The organism is Bradyrhizobium sp. HKCCYLS3077 (assembly GCF_051167555.1).
Classification (GTDB): domain Bacteria; phylum Pseudomonadota; class Alphaproteobacteria; order Rhizobiales; family Xanthobacteraceae; genus Bradyrhizobium.
Genome location: NZ_JBNPTH010000001.1, coordinates 1,332,025 through 1,350,012, shown reverse-complemented (window position 1 = coordinate 1,350,012; position 17,988 = coordinate 1,332,025). Strand labels below are relative to the sequence as shown.

Sequence of the window (17,988 nt, the reverse complement as noted above, 5' to 3'; positions counted from 1 at the left end):
CCAGAGCATGTGCCCCGCGTGAGCGAAGCGCTAGTCGAACAGGATGAGCGACGGCGCCGCCGGAACCTGCGTCCATGTGGTGGCGACGGAAAGATCCGCGTCGGCCCAGCAGCAGCGCTGTCCACCAGCGCGTTTGGCGGCATAGAGCGCGCGGTCGGCCTGGTCGAGCAAAGCCACCGTTTCGGCCATCTGATCGTCGGTGACCAGAATGCCCGCGCTCGCGCCGATCTGCACGCGCGTTCCGGCGAGCGTGAACGGCTGCGACAGCGCCGACACGGCGGCCTCGGCGAGCGCTAGCGCCGCATTGCGTTCGGCGGCCGGCAGCAGCAGCATGAACTCGTCGCCGCCGAAACGCGCCGCGGTTCCGCTGCCGCCGAGACAATCCTGCAGCCGCGCGCCGACCTGGCACAAGAGCTCGTCGCCGGCCTGGTGCCCAAAGCGGTCGTTGACGAGCTTGAAGCCGTCGAGATCGACCGCGATGATCGCGATCGGGCGCTCAGCGCGCCACAGCGCCGCGACGAAGGCGGCGCGGTTCGGCAGCCCTGTGAGGTAGTCGCGATGCGCCTGTCGCGCTAGCGCCTGTTGCGCCATGATCCGCTCGGTGAAGGCCGCGGTCAGCCGATACGACGTGCCGCGCAAGGTTATCCAGAACAGCACGATCATGCCGGCGCCCATCCGATACACGGGCTCGGGCTGCATCAGGCAAGCGATCACGGTGGGGATCAGCAGCACCGCCGAGGAGGTCATCGCGATCCACGGGCTGACGCGCGAGACGATGCCGACGCAGAACGCCATCGACAGCCCGAAGCACATCCAGATGCCGGGACCATCGCCAATCTGAAATGCGCGTGCAGACAGCGCGCCGACGGCGAGGCCAAAGGCGGCAGCGCCCCATCCGTACAGGCGTTCCCAGCGGATGATCGCAACGTCATCGAGCTGATCGAAGCGCGCGGCGAACATCAGGAGCTTCACCACACGGAAGACGCCGACCACGAACAGCGCCGCCGTGATCCATGCATAGGCTGCATCGCGCGCCACCCAGGCCATCACGGTCCCGATCACCACCGCGGCGGCCGAAATCGTCCCGACCAGCGGCATCGAGCTGTACAGCAGATGCGCCAGCTCGCGACGAATCTCCGGGTCCAGGCGTTGCATCGCAGTTCCACTTCACGAATTGCGCGCACTATCGTACCCGCAGCTTAATGAAATATCGCTGCACCCGCGAGAAGCAGCCATGCGCTGGCGATGCTTAACGAAGCTTCACCAGGACATGCACGGTTCGATCGAACGTGCCTGGACGAGGCGACGCAGGAGCCGGGCAGCCGATCAGCTCGCCCAATTGTCGCGGAACTCGCCGAACAGGGTGATGCCGCCGCACGCATAGATGGTCTGTCCGGTGATATAGCTCGCCTCCGACGAGGCGAGGAAGGCGAATACGCCGGCGATCTCCTCGGCCGACGCGACGCGTCCCATCGGGATATGCGATTCCACCACGGAGCGCTTCTGCGGATCGCCGGTCCAGGACGCGTTGATCGGCGTGTCGACCGCGCCGGGCCCGACCGAATTGACGCGGATGCCGCGGCCGGCGAACTCCAGCGCCAGGGTGCGCGTGAGGCCGGCCATCGCGCTTTTGCTGATTGAATAAGCGAGGTAGCCGGGCTTCGGAATGATCTGGTGCACGCTCGACGTATTGATGATGTTGCCGCCGCCGCCGCGCGCGACGAAATGGGCCAGCGCATGGCGCGCGCACAGCACCGCGCCGTTGAGATTCACCTCGAGGATCTTGCGATAGGCGGCGACATCGAGCGCCTCGCTCGGCGACTCCCGCTGGAAGCCGGCATTGTTGACCAGGCAGTCGAGCCGCGGCCAGCGCTTCAGCAGAGTCTCGAACATACTCGCGATGTCAGTCTCGATGCCGATGTCGGCCTTCACGGCGACATGGTCGCGCGCACCGTGGCCATGCGCGGCGGACGCCGCCTGGACCAGCGCCAGCGTCTCGTCGCCCGACGGCGACGGGCCACCGAAATTGACTGCGACATGCGCGCCCTCCTCGGCGAACCGCACCGCGATGGCGCGGCCGATCCCCTGCGCCGCGCCGGTGACCAGCACATAATGGCCAAGCAGGCGCGGCGAACGCCGGGCGGACGGGTCGGATGGCTGCATGTCTCAACTCCCTCAGGTCGATCTCGTCGCGAGTCCTCGGGATAATCCGCATCCGGCGATAAAGCTATCCGGAGACTGGCATCACTCCACGCCTATCCTGCGTTGCGCGGAGACCGCGATCGGCGCGATCGGCCAAACATGCCGGGCGGCTGCCGCGCTGGCGAAAGCTTGATCGGCTTCGAACTCAACGGGCTTTCGACTCCACCCGCAAATGCCTGCGGTTTGTCTTTCATATTGTATTCGGCAACAGCCTCTAGTTTAATGGCGTCCCCGCTGCCGACATCAACGAGCAGCGGACGATAAGACGACGTGCATTGGGAGGCACGATGAACGGTCCGATCCTCGAGATGCGCGGGGTGTCGAAGTCATTCTTCGCCATCAAGGCCCTGCAGAAGGTGGACCTGACCGTCTATGCCGGCGAAGTCCATGCGCTGATGGGCGAAAACGGCGCCGGCAAATCCACCTTGATGAAGATCCTGTCCGGCGCCTATCGGCCCGATCCCGGTGGCGAGATCCGCATCGACGGCCAGGTCGCGCGCATCGAGGGCCCGCTCGGCGGCCGCGCGGCGGGCATTTCGATCATCTACCAGGAGTTGTCGCTGGCGCCGAACCTGACGGTCGCCGAAAACATCTATCTCGGCCGCGAGCTGTCGCAGACCGGCCTGCTGGCGCGCGGCGCGATGCGCGAGGGCGTCGGCCCGATCCTGGCGCGGCTCGGTGCCGACTTCACTGCCTCGACCTTGGTCGGCGAGCTGTCGATGGGCCAGCGCCAGTTGGTCGAGATCGCCCGCGCGCTGCATGCGCGCTCCAAGATCCTGATCATGGACGAGCCGACCACCTCGCTGTCGGCCGGCGAGAGCGAGAAGCTGTTCGCACTGATCCGGCAGCTCCGCAGCGAAGGCCTCGCCATCATCTACATCTCGCACCGCATGGACGAGGTCTATGCGCTCGGCGACCGCGTCACCGTGCTGCGCGACGGCCGCCTGGTCGGCTCGCTCGACAAGCCGGAGATCCGCGCCGACAGCATCGTGCGGATGATGGTCGGCCGCGACGTCTCCTCGTTCTACAAGAAGGATCACGATCCGCATGCCAGGCGCGATCGCGCCGTGCTGACGGCGGTCGATCTCGGCGACGGCCATCGCGTCAGGAACTGCTCGCTCACCGTGCATGCCGGCGAGGTCGTCGGCCTCGCCGGGCTGATCGGCGCGGGGCGCACCGAGCTGGCGCATCTCATCATCGGCGCGACAGCGAAGACCACGGGGCATCTCGAGCTCGACGGCGAGCGGATCGAAATCGCGACGCCGCGCGACGCGCTCGATGCCGGGATTGCCTATCTCACCGAGGACCGCAAGGCGCTCGGCCTGTTCCTCGACATGTCCTGCGCCGACAACATCAACCTCGCAGTGATCGGCCGCGACGCCCGGCTCGGCGGCATTCTCGATCGCGACAAGGCGCGCACACGCGCCGACGAGGCGTTTTCTGCACTGGGCATCCGCGCGCCCAATCCGGGCGTCACCGTCGGCGGACTCTCCGGCGGCAATCAGCAGAAGGTGCTGCTGTCGCGACTGCTCGCGACCGCGCCGAAGGTGCTGATCCTCGACGAGCCGACCCGCGGCGTCGATGTCGGCGCCAAGTCCGAGATCTATTCGATCATCGACAATCTCGCCAAGTCCGGCACCGCGATCCTGGTGATTTCCTCCGACCTGCCGGAGATCCTCGGTATCTGCGACCGCGTGCTGGTGATGCGCGAGGGACATCTCGCCGGCGAGCTGCGGCAGAGCGCGACTTCGCCGGTCACGCAGGAAGACATCATGGCGCTGGCCACCGGGACGGAGCACGTCGATGCCTGACAACACAGCGCAAGCCAAAACCGCGCCGGCCGCTGGGTTGCCGTCCGCGACTGACAACAAGCAGCAGCGCCTGCGGCTGATGATCCGCGCCGCTGGCATGCTGCCGGTGCTGCTGATCCTGTGTATCGGCTTCCACATGCTGTCCGACGGCCGCTTCTTCACCGGGCAGAATCTCGGCATCGTGCTGCAGCAGGCCGCAGTCAACACCGTGCTCGCCGCCGGCATGACCTTCGTCATCCTGACCGGCGGCATCGACCTCTCGGTCGGCTCGATCCTCGCCGCCGCCGCGATGGCCGGCCTGACGGTGTCGAAAATGCCGGAGCTCGGCGCGCTGTGGCTACCCGCGGCCGTGCTGACAGGGTTCGCCTTTGGTATCGTCAACGGCGCGCTGATCGCGCTGCTGCGGCTTCCGCCGTTCATCGTCACGCTCGGATCGCTCACCGCCGTGCGCGGCCTTGCCCGGCTGATGGGCGCCGACACCACCGTCTTCAACCCCGAGATCCCCTACGCCTTCATCGGCAACGCCTCGCTGACGATCATTCCCGGCATCGTCTCGATTCCCTGGCTGTCAGTGATCGCGCTGCTGGTCATTCTCGGCTCATGGCTGATCCTGCGCCGCACCGTGCTCGGCGTGCACATCTATGCCGTCGGCGGCAATGAGAGTGCGGCGCGGCTCGCCGGCATCAAGGTCTGGGCCGTGCTGATGTTCGTCTACGGCATGTCGGGCCTGCTCGCCGGCCTCGGCGGCGGCATGCAGGCGGCGCGGCTCTATGCCGCGAACGGCCTGCAGCTCGGCCAGTCCTACGAGCTCGACGCCATCACCGCCGTCATCCTCGGCGGCACCTCCTTCGTCGGCGGCATCGGCTCGATCTGGGGCACGCTGGTCGGCGCGCTCATCATCGCCGTGTTGTCGAACGGGCTCATTCTCGTCGGCGTGTCGGACATCTGGCAGTACGTGATCAAGGGCCTCGTCATCATCGGCGCCGTCGCGCTCGACCGCTACCGCCTGCAAGGCTCGGCCCGCACCTGAGAATTAACGGCGAGCCCGCGCTCGCCGCAACGCATTCTTCCACGGCCACTGGTCCGCCGTGCGTAGACAACAAGCCAAGGACCAGGGAGGACACCCATGTTGAAGACGATATCGCTCGCCGGTACCGCGCTGGCGCTTGTCATGAGCTCCGCGCCGTCCTCGGCCAAGGAGCTGAAATCGATCGGCATCTCGCTCGGCTCGCTCGGCAACCCGTTCTTCGTCGCCCTGTCGAAGGGCGCGGAGTTCGAGGCCAAGAAGACCAACCCGAACGTCAAGATCACCACGGTCGGCTTCGAATATGATCTCGGCAAGCAGGTCACGCAGATCGACAATTTCATCGCCGCGGGCGTCGACATGATCCTGCTCAACCCCGGCGATCCCAAGGCGATCGGCCCCGCGATCAAGAAGGCGCAGGCGGCAGGCATTCTCGTCGTCGCGGTCGACACCGCCGCCGAAGGCGCCGATGCCACCGTCACCACCAACAACGTGCAGGCCGGCGAGATCTCGTGCCAGTACATCGTCGACAAGCTCGGCGGCAAAGGCGACGTCATCATCCAGAACGGCCCGCAAGTGTCGGCGGTGATCGATCGCGTCAACGGCTGCAAGAGCGTGTTCGCCAAGGCGCCGGGCATCAAGGTGCTGTCGAGCGACCAGGACGGCAAGGGCTCGCGCGAGGGCGGCCTCACGGTGACGCAGGGCTACCTGACGCGCTTTGCCAAGATCGACGCCATCTTCGCGATCAACGATCCGCAGGCGATCGGCACCGATCTCGCCGCACGCCAGCAGCAGCGCACCGGCATCATCATCACCGCCGTCGACGGCGCCCCCGACATCGAAGCCGCGCTGAAGGATCCGGCCACCAAGCAGATCCAGGCCTCAGCCTCGCAGGACCCGTTCTTCATGGCCCGTCGCGCCGTCCAGATTGGCGTCGGCCTGCTCAACGGCCAGAAGCCGGCCTCCACCGTCGAGCTCTTGCCCTCCAAGCTGATCACCCGGGACAATGTCGCGGAGTACAAGGGCTGGACCTCGGAGCGGAAGGAATAGGCCGCAGCCGGTTCACGTTGCCATCGCGATCGAGAGACGCCGCCCACGGGGCGGCGTTGTCTTTGGTGGAGCGCACTCCACAGCTGTAGGGCGAGACGCTCTCGGCATGTCGCGTTCGCGACAAACTGACGATGATCGGTCGCATAATCGGCTGGTCCGGAACTTGCGTGAAACGATCCGGCGTCACGTTTCACGGACCTTTCCATGGCTTTCACTGTCGTCTGTCCGACAAGCGCGGTTTCCGAAGGCGGCATGGGCCTGTTTCAGGTCGGCAAGAAGAGCGTGCTGCTGCTCTGGCCGGCGGGGGGCCAGCTGACCGCGTGGCGCGGCCGCTGCCCGCATGCCGACGTGCCGCTGACCGAGGCCACCTTCGACGGCAAGACCATCACCTGCCCGCATCATCAATGGGGCTTCGACAGTGTCAGCGGCAAATGCGTCACGCATCTCGTCCGCAACGCGCTGCATTCCTACCCGCTGCAGATCGAGGGCGATGAGATTCAGGTCGATGTCGGGCCGCTCAAGCCGGCCCGGACATCGGCCTGATCGCCTCGCATGCTCCGGCGGGAGATCGACTCGGCGAGATCGGCAGCATGACACTCTCGGCGGAATGGGTGATCTGGAACGGCACGATGGGGATCGTCGATACGGTGCGGCTCGCCCCTGTCGTTGATGAAGCGGACGGACGGCTCGCGCGGCTGGCGCCGCCCTATGACGTCGTCGGGCCGTTCAGCCTCGACGAGTTGGAGACGCACGGCCGGATCGCCTTCGGCGCCTGCCTCGTGATGTCCCAGCAGCGCTGGCGCGAGGATCAGGACACGCTCCGGCGCGAGGCGCGCGCGGCACGGCGCACACTGCTGGATCAGCTTTCGCGCGACGACGAGGACGACGCCTTTCGCACCATCCTGGGTCTTCCGCCGCAAGGCCGGCTGGCGGCATCGGACATCAACGCCGCGTTCCGCCGGCTCGCCAAATCAGCGCATCCCGACGCCGGCGGCAGCAACGACATGTATCGACGCATCTCCGAGGCACGCGAAGCTTTGCTGGCGCAACTCGGCTGACATGTACGCTCAGCATCAGCGCGCCACGCGCTCCTCGCGCGGCGCGAGGCCGAACTGGCGGCGATAGCAGCGCGCGAAATGCATCGGCGTGGCAAAGCCTGTTGCCAGCGCGACCTCGCCGATCGCCATCGTGCTCTGGCGCAGCAGCACCCGCGCCTGCTCGAGCCGGACCAAGAGATAGCGGCGGTGGATCGTGGTGCCGAGATGCCGGACGAACAGACGCTCGAGCTGCCGCAACGAGAGTCCGGCGAGACGTGCCAGCTCCGCGGGTGCGAGCGGCCGCTCGATCCGCTTCTCCATCCGCGAGAGCGCATCGACCAGCTTGGGGTGATGCACGCCGAAACGCTCCGCCGGCGACAGCCGCTGCGCGGCCTCGCCACGGCGGATCTCGGTCTGCAGAAACCAGTCGCTGACAGCCGACGCGAGACGCGCGCCGTGATCGATCCGGATCATCGCATGCATCATGTCGAGCGCGGCGATGCCGCCGGCGCAGGTGAAGCGGTCGCGGTCGATCTCGAACAGCGAGCGGCTGAGCGGCAGCGCCGGAAACGTCTCCCGGAACGCCGGCATGTGCTCCCAGTGGATCGTGCAGCGATAGCCCTGCAGCAACCCCGCCTGCGCCAGGATGAACGGGCCGGCGGAGACCCCGATCAGGCGGATGCCGTAGCGCGTGGCGCGTCGGAGATAGGCCAGCGTCGGCGGATGTGAAAACGCCGTCGGATTGCCGCCGGCGCACACCACGATCGAGTCGAACCGCGCCGCGCTTCCGATCGTCGCGTCGGCCGGGATGCGCACGCCGTTCGACGCCGGGATGTCGGAGCCGCGGATGGCCACGTGACGCCAGCGATAAAGCGTCCGGCCGCTGAGCACGTTGGCGGCCCGCAGCGGCTCGACGGCCGACGCATAGGACATCAGCGCGAAGCCCGGGATGAGCAGGAAGCCGACGCGGTGTACCCGCGCCTCGTCGTTTCTCGACATCTTCTGGTCGTTTCTGGACATGTCCGCCCTGCCATAGCAACGCACAGTGCCCGACGCAATCCGGTGGTCCCACGCGCATGCGCTACTCGCTGTTCTCCCTCGCCCGCCAGGCCCTGCGTGGTCATCGCGACTGGCAGCCGGCCTGGCGCGACGCCGCTCCGAAAGCGAGCTACGACGTGATCATCGTCGGTGGCGGCGGGCATGGGCTCGCCACCGCCTACTACCTCGCCAAGGAGCATGGCATCCGCAATGTCGCCGTGGTCGAGAAGGGCTGGATCGGCTCGGGTAATGCCGGCCGCAACACCACGATCATCCGCTCCAATTATCTGCTGCCCGGCAACGAGCCGTTCTACGAATGGTCGATGAAGCTGTGGGAAGGACTGGAGCAGGACCTGAACTACAACGCGATGGTCAGCCAGCGCGGCGTGCTGAACCTCTATCACTCCGATGCGCAGCGCGATGCCTTTGCCCGGCGCGGCAATGCGATGCGGCTGGCGGGCGCCGATGCCGAGCTGCTCGATGCCGACGCCGTCAGGCGCATGCTGCCGTGGCTCGATTTCGACAATGCGCGGTTTCCGATCAAGGGCGGCCTGCTGCAGCGGCGCGGCGGCACCGCGCGCCATGATGCCGTGGTCTGGGGCTATGCGCGGGCGGCCAGCGATCGCGGCGTCGACATCATCCAGAACTGCGAGGTCACCGGCTTCCTGCGCGACGGCGATCGCATCACCGGCGTCACGACGACGCGCGGCCCCATCCAGGCCGGCAAGGTCGGGCTCACGGTCGCCGGCAGCAGCTCGCGGGTCGCGCAGCTTGCGGGCTTGCGGCTGCCGATCGAGAGCCACGTGCTGCAGGCCTTCGTCTCGGAGGCGATCAAGCCGCTGATCCCCGGCGTGATCACCTTCGGCGCCGGCCATTTCTACATCAGCCAGTCCGACAAGGGCGGGCTCGTGTTCGGCGGCGACATCGACGGCTACAATTCCTATGCCCAGCGCGGCAATCTGCCGACCATCGAGGACGTCTGCGAGGGCGGCATGGCGCTGATGCCGATGATCGGCCGCGTGCGCATGCTGCGCTCCTGGGGCGGTCTGGTCGACATGTCGATGGACGGCTCGCCGATCATCGACCGCACGCCGCTGGCTGGGCTCTATCTCAACGCCGGCTGGTGCTATGGCGGCTTCAAGGCGACGCCGGGCTCCGGCTGGTGCTTCGCGCATCTGCTGGCGCGCGACACGCCGCATCCCGTTGCATCCTCCTATCGCCTCGACCGTTTCGCGACCGGCCACCTGATCGACGAAAAAGGTCAGGGCGCGCAGCCGAACCTGCATTGAGGGCCGTCCATGCGTCTCCCCTGCCCCTTCTGCGGCGAGCGTGACCTGATCGAGTTCGCCTATCATGGAGATCCCGAGCCGCGCCCGGATCCGGCCGCTGCCGACGCGCCGCAGCGCTTCTTCGATGCAGTGTATGTGCGCGACAACCCGGCCGGCCGGCACCAGGAGCTCTGGTACCACGCGCAGGGCTGCCGCAGCTGGCTGCTAGTCACGCGCGATACGCGTTCGCACGAGATCCTCGGTGCGACGCTCGCCAGGAAGGGCGCGGCATGACGGCGCATCTCCATCGTCTTGCATCGGGCGGCCAGATCGATCGTAGCAAGCCGATCCGCTTCAGCTTCGACGACGTCTCCTATCAGGGCTACGCCGGCGACACGCTGGCCTCGGCGCTGCTTGCGAACGACGTCCGCCTGGTCGGCCGCTCCTTCAAATATCATCGCCCACGCGGCATCCTGACCGCCGGGCCGGAGGAGCCGAATGCGCTGGTCGAGCTGCGCGCAGGCGCACGGCGCGAGCCGAACACGCGCGCGACGACGATCGAGCTCCATGACGGCCTGCAGGCCTGGAGCCAGAACCGTTGGCCGTCGCTGCGCCACGATGTCGGCGCGATCAACTCGCTGCTGTCGCCGCTGTTCGTCGCCGGCTTCTACTACAAGACCTTCATGTGGCCGGCCGCGTTCTGGGAGAAGGTCTACGAGCCGGCGATCCGCCATGCGGCCGGCCTCGGCCGCGCCAGCGCAGAGGCTGATCCGGACAGCTATGAGAAGATCAACGCCTTCTGCGACGTGCTGGTCATCGGCGGCGGACCTGCGGGGCTCGCAGCGGCGCTGACCGCCGGCCGCAGCGGCGCACGCGTGATCCTGTGCGACGAGGACTTTGCCCTCGGCGGCCGGCTGAACGCCGACATCAGGGAAATCGACGGCAAGCCCGGCGTCACATGGGCGGAGGGCATCGCGGACGAACTGATGGCGCTGCCGAACGTCCGCATCCTCACGCGCACCAGCGTGTTCGGCGTCTATGACGGCGGCACCTATGGCGCGCTCGAGCGCGTGTCCGACCATCTCGCCGAGCCGCGGCCGCATCAGCCACGCCAGCGGCTTTGGAAGATCGTCGCGAAACGCGCCGTGCTCGCCAGCGGCGCCATCGAGCGCCCGATCGTGTTCGGTGGCAATGACCGTCCGGGCGTGATGATGGCCGCCAGCGTGCGCGGCTACGTCAACCGCTTCGCGGTGACGCCCGGCCGCGAGGCCGCGATCTACACCGGCTGTGACGATGCCTGGACCACCGCGTTCGATCTGGCGCGCCATGGTGTCACGATCGCCGCCATCATCGATCACCGCTCCACCGTCGCCGCACCGCTACGCGCCGAGGCGACGCGGCTCGGCATCCCCGTCCATCTCGGCGCCGACGTGATCGACACGCGCGGACGGCACGGCCTGCGGGCGATCACGATCCGCACCGCTGACGGTCGCGCGCCAACGCTGCGCGCCGATCTGCTGGCGATGTCCGCCGGCTGGTCGCCCAATCTCGGCTTGACCACCCATCTCGGTCACCGGCCGCGCTGGTCGGAGACGGCGACAGCCTTCGTTCCTGACGGCCTGCCACCGGGCATAAGCATCGCCGGCGCCGTATCGGGCGCGTTCAGCCTCGCGGAGGCGCTCCGGCAAGGCACCATGCTGGGCGCCGCTGCCGCGGACGCCGCGGGCTTCGCCGGCGCCGCTCCTCCGGTGCCGCGCGCCGACGATGACAAGGTGGAACTGTCGCCATTCTGGCATGTCGCCGCATCGCGCGCGAAAGCCTTCGTCGATTTCCAGCACGACGTGACCAGCGCCGACGTCGCGCTGGCGGCGCGCGAAGGCTTCCGTTCGGTCGAGCTGTTGAAACGCTACACGACCCTGGGCATGGCGACCGACCAGGGCAAGACTTCGAACATCAACGGCCATGCCATGATGGCCGAGCTGACCGGCCGCACCATGGCCGAGATCGGCACCACCATGTTCCGCGCGCCGGTGGCGCCGGTCGCGATCGGCGCCTTTGCCGGCCATCATCGCGGCCGCGACTTCCGGCCGACGCGGCTGACCGCGGGCCATGCCTGGGCCGAACAGAACGGCGCAAGCTTCGTCGAGACCGGCGCCTGGCTGCGTGCGCAATGGTTCACGCGACCGGGAGAAGCCGACTGGCTGCCGATCGTCTCGCGCGAGGTACGCGAGGTCCGCAGCAAGGTCGGCGTTTGCGATGTGTCGACGCTCGGCAAGATCGACGTGCAGGGCAGCGATGCCGGCCTCTTCCTCGATCGCGTCTACATCAACATGGTCTCGACCCTGCCCGTCGGCAAGACGCGCTACGGCGTGATGCTGCGCGAGGACGGAATCGTGCTGGACGACGGCACCGCCGCCCGCTTCGCGCCCGACCATTACGTCGTGTCGACCACGACCGCCAATGCCGCCAAGGTCATGCAGCACCTCGAACATGCGCGCCAGGTGCTGTGGCCGGAGCTCGACGTGCAGCTCGTCTCGGTCACCGAGCAATGGTCGCAATATTCCATCGCCGGCCCGCAGGCGCGGCGGCTGTTGGAGCGCCTCCTCGGCGACGCCATCGACGTCTCCAACGCCGCGCTGCCCTATCTCGGCTGCGTCGAATTCACTTGGCGCGGCGTACCGGCGCGGCTGTTCCGCGTGTCGTTCTCCGGCGAGCTCGCCTATGAGATCGCGGTGCCCGCGCAACATGGCGACGCGGCGATCCGCGCGATCATGGCGGCCGGCGCCGAATTCGGGATCACGCCCTACGGCACCGAGGCGCTCGGCGTGATGCGCATCGAGAAGGGCCATGTCGCCGGCAACGAGATCAACGGCACCACCACCGCCGCCGATCTCGGCCTGGGGCGGATGATGTCAACGAAGAAGGACTATATCGGCCGCGTGCTGGCGCAACGCCCGGGCCTCGTCGATCCCGAGCGGCCGACGCTGGTGGGCCTTCGTCCCGTCGACCCGCTGGCGCGGCTGCGCGCCGGCGCCCACATCCTCGCGCGTGGCGCGGCGCCGACCACTGAGAATGACGAGGGCTACGTCACCTCGGTGGCGTTCTCGCCGATGCTGGGTCACTGGATCGGCCTCGCGCTCGTCAAGCGCGGGCCGCAACGGATCGGCGAGCGTATGCGCGCCTATGATCCGGTGCGCGATGGCGACACCGAGGTCGAGCTGGTGTCACCGGTCTTTGTCGATCCAGAAGGAGCGCGGCTGCATGCCTGACAGCAGCTTGTCATCGCGGGCCGCTCTGACCGATCACATCGTGCCTCCGCAGGGCAGCCGGGTGACGATCGTCGAGCGCGCGGATCTCGGCCTCGCCACCCTGCAGGCGCGCAAGGGCCAGGACACTTCGTTGCGCGAAGCCGTCCAACATCATTATGGCCTGACGCTGCCACGCACGCCGGCCGTCGTGGGCACGGACTCCATCGCCTTCGTCGGCCTCGGTCCGCAGCATTGGCTCGCCGTCTCCGACGGGCGCAGCCATCTGCTCGCCCCGTCGCTGAAGGCCGCGATCGGCCCGCTCGGCTCCGTCGTCGACCAGAGCGGCGGCTATGCCGTGGTCCGCGTCGGCGGCCCGGCCATCCGCGACGTCCTCGCCAAGGGCTTTCCGATCGACCTGCACGACGGTGCCTTCCCGCCGGGTGCTGCAGCAACCACGGTGGTGGGCCACATCGGCGCGATCATGTGGCGCAATGCCGACGAGCACGGCCATCCCTGCTTCAACATCGCTGTCTTCCGCAGCCTGTCGCAAAGTTTCTGGCGCTGGTTCTCCGACGCCGCGGCGGAGTTCGGCGGCGAGGTGAAGACGTAGCGCAGCGCGCACGGCCGTAAGGTGGGCAAAGGCGCGTTGCACGCCGTGAGTTGTCGGCCGCGATGTCGCGCGCCGTGCCCACCATCTCGATAGAGCTGAACCAGACAGTCGGTGGGCACACCATCGCGCGGCTTCCGCCGCGCGCTGTCTTTGCCACCCTACACGCCCGCTCTTTCCAACGTCATTGCGAGCGCAGCGAAGCAATCCAGAGTCGCACGCGGGACTCTGGATTGCTTCGTCGCGTCGCTCCTCGCAATGACGTGGAGAGAGCCGGGCATGACATGGCCAGCGTCATGTTCTCGGACGCCGCCGCATCAGCAGTCCAGCGTCGTCTCGCGCTCCCACTCCGTCAGGTGCCGCGCATAGGAATTCCATTCCTCGGTCTTGAGCTTGACGTAGCAGGGAATGAAATCGCCGAGCTTCTCGCTCAGGACCTCCGAGGCCTGCAGCGCGCGGATGGCGTCGAGCAGGTTGAGCGGCAGCTTCTTGCCGGTCTTCACGGTGTGGCCATCGGTATACATGTTGATGTCGAGGCGCGGGCCGGGGTCGCGATCATGCGCGATGCCGTCGAGGCCGGCGGCGAGCAGACCGGCCTGCAGCAGATAGGGATTGGCGGCGCCGTCGGCGAGGCGGACCTCGAAGCGGCCGGCTTCGGGGATGCGGATCAAATGCGTGCGGTTGTTGCCGGAATAGGTGACGGAGTTCGGCGCCCAGGTCGCGCCCGACGTCGTCCGCGCCGCGTTGATGCGCTTGTAGGAGTTGACGGTGGGATTGAACAGCGCGGCCAGCGCGTCGGCCGAATGCATGATGCCGCCGAGGAACTGATAGCCCAGCTTGGAGACGCCCAGCTCGCCGGATTCGTCCTCGAACAGATTGCGGCCGTCCTTCCACACGGAGACATGGGCGTGGCAGCCATTGCCCGTGAGGTCGACGAACGGCTTCGGCATGAAGGTGGCGCGCAGGCCGTGCTTCTCGGCGATGGAGCGCACCATGTATTTGAAGAAGGCGTGGCGGTCGGCGGTCTTCAGCGCGGTGTCGAACTCCCAGTTCATCTCGAACTGGCCGTTGGCGTCCTCATGGTCGTTCTGATACGGCTTCCAGCCCAGCGCCAGCATGGAATCGCAGATCTCGGCGATCACCTCGTAGCGGCGCATCAGCGCCTGCTGGTCGTAGCACGGCTTCGACTGCTTGTCGGCGACATCGGACGGTGCGCTGCCATCCGCCGTGATCAGGAAGAACTCGCATTCGACGCCGGATTTCAGCTCATAGCCCTGCGCGGCGGCGTCCGCGATCATGCGCTTGAGCAGATTGCGCGGCGCGTGGGCCACCGGCTTGCCGTTCATCCAGGGATCGGCGGCCAGCCAGCCGACCTCCGGCTTCCACGGCAGCTGGATCAGGCTCGCCGGATCGGGCATCGCGAACACGTCGGGGTCGGCCGGCGTCATATCGAGCCAGGTCGCGAAGCCGGCAAAGCCTGCACCGGTCTTCGCCATGCCGTCGATGGCCGCGGCCGGGACCAGCTTGGCGCGCTGGACGCCGAACAGGTCGGTGTAGGAGATCAGGAAGTATTTGATGCCCCGCTCGCACGCGACGGCATGAAGACTACTCGACATGGTTTCCCCTTTGAGTCCTCGAAAGACCCCGGCATCTTCAATCCGTCGATCTCGTCAGCGGCGCGCGCAGCACGGCCAGCCTATTTGTCGAGCCCCGGAATCCAGTTGGTGCCTGCAAGCGGCACGCCAGCCATGGCCGCCGCCTCGATCGTCAAGGCGACGAGATCCTCAGGCTCGAGATTGTGCACGTGGCTCTTGCCGCAGGCGCGCGCGATGGTCTGCGCCTCCAGGGTCAGCACCGAGAGATAGTTGGCGAGCCGGCGACCGGCCTTGACCGGATCGAGCCGCGCGGCGAGCTCAGGGTCCTGCGTGGTGATCCCCGCGGGATCGAGCCCCTCCTGCCAATCGTCATAGGCGCCGGCCGTGGTGCCGAGCTTCTGGTACTCGGCCTCCCATTGCGGATCATTGTCGCCGAGCGCGATCAGCGCCGCCGTGCCGACCGAAACGGCGTCGGCGCCCAGCGCGAGCGCCTTGGCAACGTCAGCGCCGGTGCGGATGCCGCCGGAGACGATCAGTTGCAGCTTGCGATGCAGGCCGAGATCCTGCAGCGCCTGCACCGCAGGGCGGATCGCCGCCAAGGTCGGCAGGCCGACATTCTCGATGAAGACATCCTGCGTCGCCGCCGTGCCGCCCTGCATACCGTCGAGCACGATGACATCGGCGCCGGACTTGGCCGCCAGCGCCGTGTCGTAATAGGGACGGCTGGCGCCGACTTTCACGTAGATCGGTTTCTCCCAATCGGTGATCTCGCGCAGTTCCTCGATCTTGATCTCGAGATCGTCGGGTCCGGTCCAGTCCGGATGCCGGCAGGCCGAACGCTGGTCGATGCCCTCCGGCAAGGTGCGCATCTTGGCGACGCGGGCTGAGATCTTCTGCCCCAGCAGCATGCCGCCGCCGCCCGGCTTGGCGCCCTGCCCGATCACGATCTCGATCGCATCGGCCTTGCGCAGATCATCCGGGTTCATGCCGTAGCGCGACGGCAGATACTGATAGACGAGAATCGAGGAATGCCCGCGCTCCTCCGGCGTCATGCCGCCGTCGCCTGTCGTCGTCGAGGTGCCGACGGCGGACGCACCGCGGCCCAGCGCCTCCTTCGCGGGACCGGACAGCGAGCCGAAGCTCATGCCGGCGACCGTCACGGGAATCTTCAGCTTGATCGGCTTCTTCGCGAAGCGCGTGCCGAGCGTGACGTCGGTGCCGCACTTCTCGCGATAGCCTTCGAGCGGATAGCGCGAGATCGACGCGCCGAGAAACAAGAGATCGTCGAAATGCGGCAGCGCGCGCTTGGCGCCGCCGCCTCTGATGTCATAGATGCCGGTCGCGGCCGCGCGCTGGATCTCGGCGATCACGTTCGGGTTGAAGGTCGCGGAGAAGCGCGGCGGGGTGCGATGCGGAGGCATGGACATCGGCATGGCCTCAATAAGCGTCGACATTGTCGATGTGGAAGTGATAGAGGCGCCGCGCCGAGCCGTAGAGCTTGAAGTCGCCGGCCACGGCATCAACCCCGGCGCGCTTCAGCACGGCGGTGAGGATCGCGCGATCTTCCTCCGTCATCGGCTTCTCGATGCAGTCGGCGCCGAGGCTTGCGACGCGGCCACGCACGAACAGCCGCGCCTCGTAGATGGAATCGCCGAGCGCATCGCCGGCGTCGCCGAGCACGACGAGATTGCCGGCCTGCGCCATGAACGCGCTCATCGGCCCGATCGAGCCCTTCACGACGATGTCGATGCCCTTCATCGAGATGCCGCAGCGCGCCGAGGCATTGCCCTCGATCACAAGCAGGCCGCCACAGCCGGTAGCGCCCGCCGACTGGCTGGCGTCGCCTTTGACGCGGACCTCGCCCGACATCATGTTCTCGGCGACACCGACGCCGGCATTGCCCGAGATGACGACCGTCGCGGTCTTGTTCATGCCCGCGCAGTAGTAGCCGACGTGTCCCTCGATCTCGACCGTCACCGGCGCGTCGAGCCCGCAGGCGACGGCATGTTTGCCAAGGGGATTGCTGACGACCCAATGCGTCTCATTGGTGGTCGGCGACAGCGCGTGGAGCGCGGCATTGAGCTCGCGCAGCGGCGCCTTGGCGAGATCGAAGCTCGGCATCAGCCACGCTCCCAGACGTAGACGGTGGCGGGCTCGGGCTCGAAGATGTGCGCCTTGTCGACGCCGGGCAGGCCCGCGAGCGCGCGATACTCCGAGCCGAACGCGACGTAGTCGTCGGTCTCGGCCATCACGGCCGGCTTGCAGGAGATCGGGTCGCGCAGCACGGCGAAGCCGGTCTCGGTGCCGACAACGAAGGTGTAGAAGCCGTCGAGATCGGACAGGCTGCTGGTCAGCGCCTCCTTCAGCGAGGCGCCTTCGCGGATGCGCCAGCTCAGATAGCCGGCCGCGACCTCGGTATCGTTCTCAGTCGAAAAGCGCATGCCCTCCCGCTGCAGCATGCGGCGGACGCCGTTGTGGTTCGACAGCGAGCCGTTGTGCACCAGGCACTGATCGAGCCCGGTCGAGAACGGATGCGCGCCGCGCGTCGTCACGGCTGATTCCGTCGCCATGCGGGTATGGCCGATCCCGTGGCTGCCGGTCATGCGCGACAGGCCGAAGCGCTGCGTGACCTGCTCGGGACGGCCGACCTCCTTGTACAACTCCATCCGCGCGCCGGCGCCGACGAAGCTGATGTCGTCGCGGCTCTCGATGAAGGCGCGCGCCGCCTTTTCCTTGTCGAAGCAGATCGACACCACGGCATGGGTATCGTGCAAGGTCAGCGCGGGCATCATGCCGATTGCCTTGCCGAGCTCGGCGACCGCGCGCCGCAGGGTCTCCTCATCAGCGCCGCTAATCGTCAGCTTGACCATTCCCTGGGTACGACCGCCATAGACGGCGAAGCCCGCGCTGTCCGGACCGCGATCGCTCATCACGACGAGCATCTCGCCGAGCAGGGCGCCGAGTTCCGGCTCCAGCCGCGGAGCCTTGAGAAACAGCCCGACGATTCCGCACATGCTCCGATCCACCTCATTGTCGGACGGACTGGCCCCCGTCCGACCATCAGGATAGCGAGCCAACCATTCTCGTCAAGAAACTTTTATTCATTGC

The 17,988-nt window shown here is 67.3% G+C and carries 16 protein-coding genes; 9 read left to right on the top strand and 7 right to left on the bottom strand.

Annotation, left to right across the window (positions count from 1 at the left end; translation table 11 throughout):
- Positions 1-30 precede the first annotated feature (30 nt).
- Together ACQR0Z_RS05960 and ACQR0Z_RS05955 are read right to left on the bottom strand one after the other, a co-directional pair.
- Positions 31-1,155, bottom strand: coding sequence for a diguanylate cyclase domain-containing protein (locus ACQR0Z_RS05960; protein WP_434917965.1), 1,125 nt, complete (start codon positions 1,153-1,155; stop codon positions 31-33).
- Positions 1,156-1,326: 171 nt separating this feature from the next.
- A complete protein-coding gene (locus ACQR0Z_RS05955) occupies positions 1,327-2,163 on the bottom strand; it encodes an SDR family oxidoreductase (RefSeq protein WP_434917964.1) in 837 nt (278 codons plus the stop codon).
- Between the two features lie 326 nt (positions 2,164-2,489).
- Here ACQR0Z_RS05955 and ACQR0Z_RS05950 point away from each other — a divergent pair, with 326 nt between their 5' ends.
- The 5 genes from ACQR0Z_RS05950 to ACQR0Z_RS05930 all read left to right on the top strand — a co-directional run bounded on the left by ACQR0Z_RS05950 (position 2,490) and on the right by ACQR0Z_RS05930 (position 7,145).
- Positions 2,490-4,013 carry a sugar ABC transporter ATP-binding protein gene (locus tag ACQR0Z_RS05950; RefSeq protein WP_434917963.1) on the top strand — a complete coding sequence of 508 codons (1,524 nt, stop codon included), beginning with the start codon at positions 2,490-2,492 and terminating at the stop codon, positions 4,011-4,013.
- Entirely contained in the window at positions 4,006-5,043 is a 1,038-nt protein-coding gene (locus ACQR0Z_RS05945) for an ABC transporter permease subunit (protein ID WP_434859986.1), read from the top strand. Before ACQR0Z_RS05950 ends, ACQR0Z_RS05945 begins: the two co-directional genes overlap by 8 nt.
- A gap of 96 nt (positions 5,044-5,139) precedes the next feature.
- A complete protein-coding gene (locus ACQR0Z_RS05940; RefSeq protein WP_434917962.1) occupies positions 5,140-6,087 on the top strand; it encodes an ABC transporter substrate-binding protein in 948 nt (315 codons plus the stop codon).
- Between the two features lie 204 nt (positions 6,088-6,291).
- On the top strand, positions 6,292-6,630 hold the full coding sequence (locus tag ACQR0Z_RS05935) for a Rieske 2Fe-2S domain-containing protein (protein WP_434917961.1): 339 nt from the start codon (positions 6,292-6,294) through the stop codon (positions 6,628-6,630).
- Positions 6,631-6,677: 47 nt separating this feature from the next.
- Positions 6,678-7,145: a J domain-containing protein gene (locus ACQR0Z_RS05930; RefSeq protein ID WP_434878446.1), complete on the top strand. Its 468-nt coding sequence runs from the start codon at positions 6,678-6,680 to the stop codon at positions 7,143-7,145.
- Positions 7,146-7,160: 15 nt separating this feature from the next.
- Here ACQR0Z_RS05930 and ACQR0Z_RS05925 read toward each other — a convergent pair whose 3' ends face one another.
- On the bottom strand, positions 7,161-8,144 hold the full coding sequence (locus tag ACQR0Z_RS05925; RefSeq protein ID WP_434917960.1) for a GlxA family transcriptional regulator: 984 nt from the start codon (positions 8,142-8,144) through the stop codon (positions 7,161-7,163).
- Between the two features lie 56 nt (positions 8,145-8,200).
- Here ACQR0Z_RS05925 and ACQR0Z_RS05920 point away from each other — a divergent pair, with 56 nt between their 5' ends.
- The 4 genes from ACQR0Z_RS05920 to ACQR0Z_RS05905 are packed head-to-tail and all read left to right on the top strand — an operon-like array spanning position 8,201 to position 13,288.
- On the top strand, positions 8,201-9,451 hold the full coding sequence (locus ACQR0Z_RS05920; protein WP_434917959.1) for a sarcosine oxidase subunit beta family protein: 1,251 nt from the start codon (positions 8,201-8,203) through the stop codon (positions 9,449-9,451).
- A 9-nt stretch (positions 9,452-9,460) separates the two neighbouring features.
- The gene (locus ACQR0Z_RS05915; RefSeq protein WP_434859980.1) at positions 9,461-9,724 is read left to right on the top strand and encodes a sarcosine oxidase subunit delta; all 264 of its coding nucleotides are present in this window, start codon (positions 9,461-9,463) and stop codon (positions 9,722-9,724) included.
- On the top strand, positions 9,721-12,699 hold the full coding sequence (locus ACQR0Z_RS05910; protein WP_434917958.1) for a sarcosine oxidase subunit alpha family protein: 2,979 nt from the start codon (positions 9,721-9,723) through the stop codon (positions 12,697-12,699). The genes ACQR0Z_RS05915 and ACQR0Z_RS05910 overlap by 4 nt, the downstream gene beginning before the upstream one ends.
- On the top strand, positions 12,692-13,288 hold the full coding sequence (locus tag ACQR0Z_RS05905; protein WP_434917957.1) for a sarcosine oxidase subunit gamma: 597 nt from the start codon (positions 12,692-12,694) through the stop codon (positions 13,286-13,288). The genes ACQR0Z_RS05910 and ACQR0Z_RS05905 overlap by 8 nt, the downstream gene beginning before the upstream one ends.
- Before the next feature lie 314 nt (positions 13,289-13,602).
- On the opposite strand, the gene glnT is transcribed toward ACQR0Z_RS05905, so the two are convergent.
- From glnT to ACQR0Z_RS05885, 4 genes are all read right to left on the bottom strand, one after another.
- Positions 13,603-14,901 carry a type III glutamate--ammonia ligase gene (gene glnT, locus ACQR0Z_RS05900; protein WP_434917956.1) on the bottom strand — a complete coding sequence of 433 codons (1,299 nt, stop codon included), beginning with the start codon at positions 14,899-14,901 and terminating at the stop codon, positions 13,603-13,605.
- 80 nt (positions 14,902-14,981) lie between these two features.
- Positions 14,982-16,307, bottom strand: coding sequence for an FMN-binding glutamate synthase family protein (locus ACQR0Z_RS05895; RefSeq protein ID WP_434917955.1), 1,326 nt, complete (start codon positions 16,305-16,307; stop codon positions 14,982-14,984).
- 10 nt (positions 16,308-16,317) lie between these two features.
- A complete protein-coding gene (locus ACQR0Z_RS05890; protein ID WP_434917954.1) occupies positions 16,318-17,001 on the bottom strand; it encodes a protein glxC in 684 nt (227 codons plus the stop codon).
- On the bottom strand, positions 17,001-17,894 hold the full coding sequence (locus ACQR0Z_RS05885; protein WP_434917953.1) for a class II glutamine amidotransferase: 894 nt from the start codon (positions 17,892-17,894) through the stop codon (positions 17,001-17,003). Before ACQR0Z_RS05885 ends, ACQR0Z_RS05890 begins: the two co-directional genes overlap by 1 nt.
- Between the last annotated feature and the right edge of the window lie 94 nt (positions 17,895-17,988).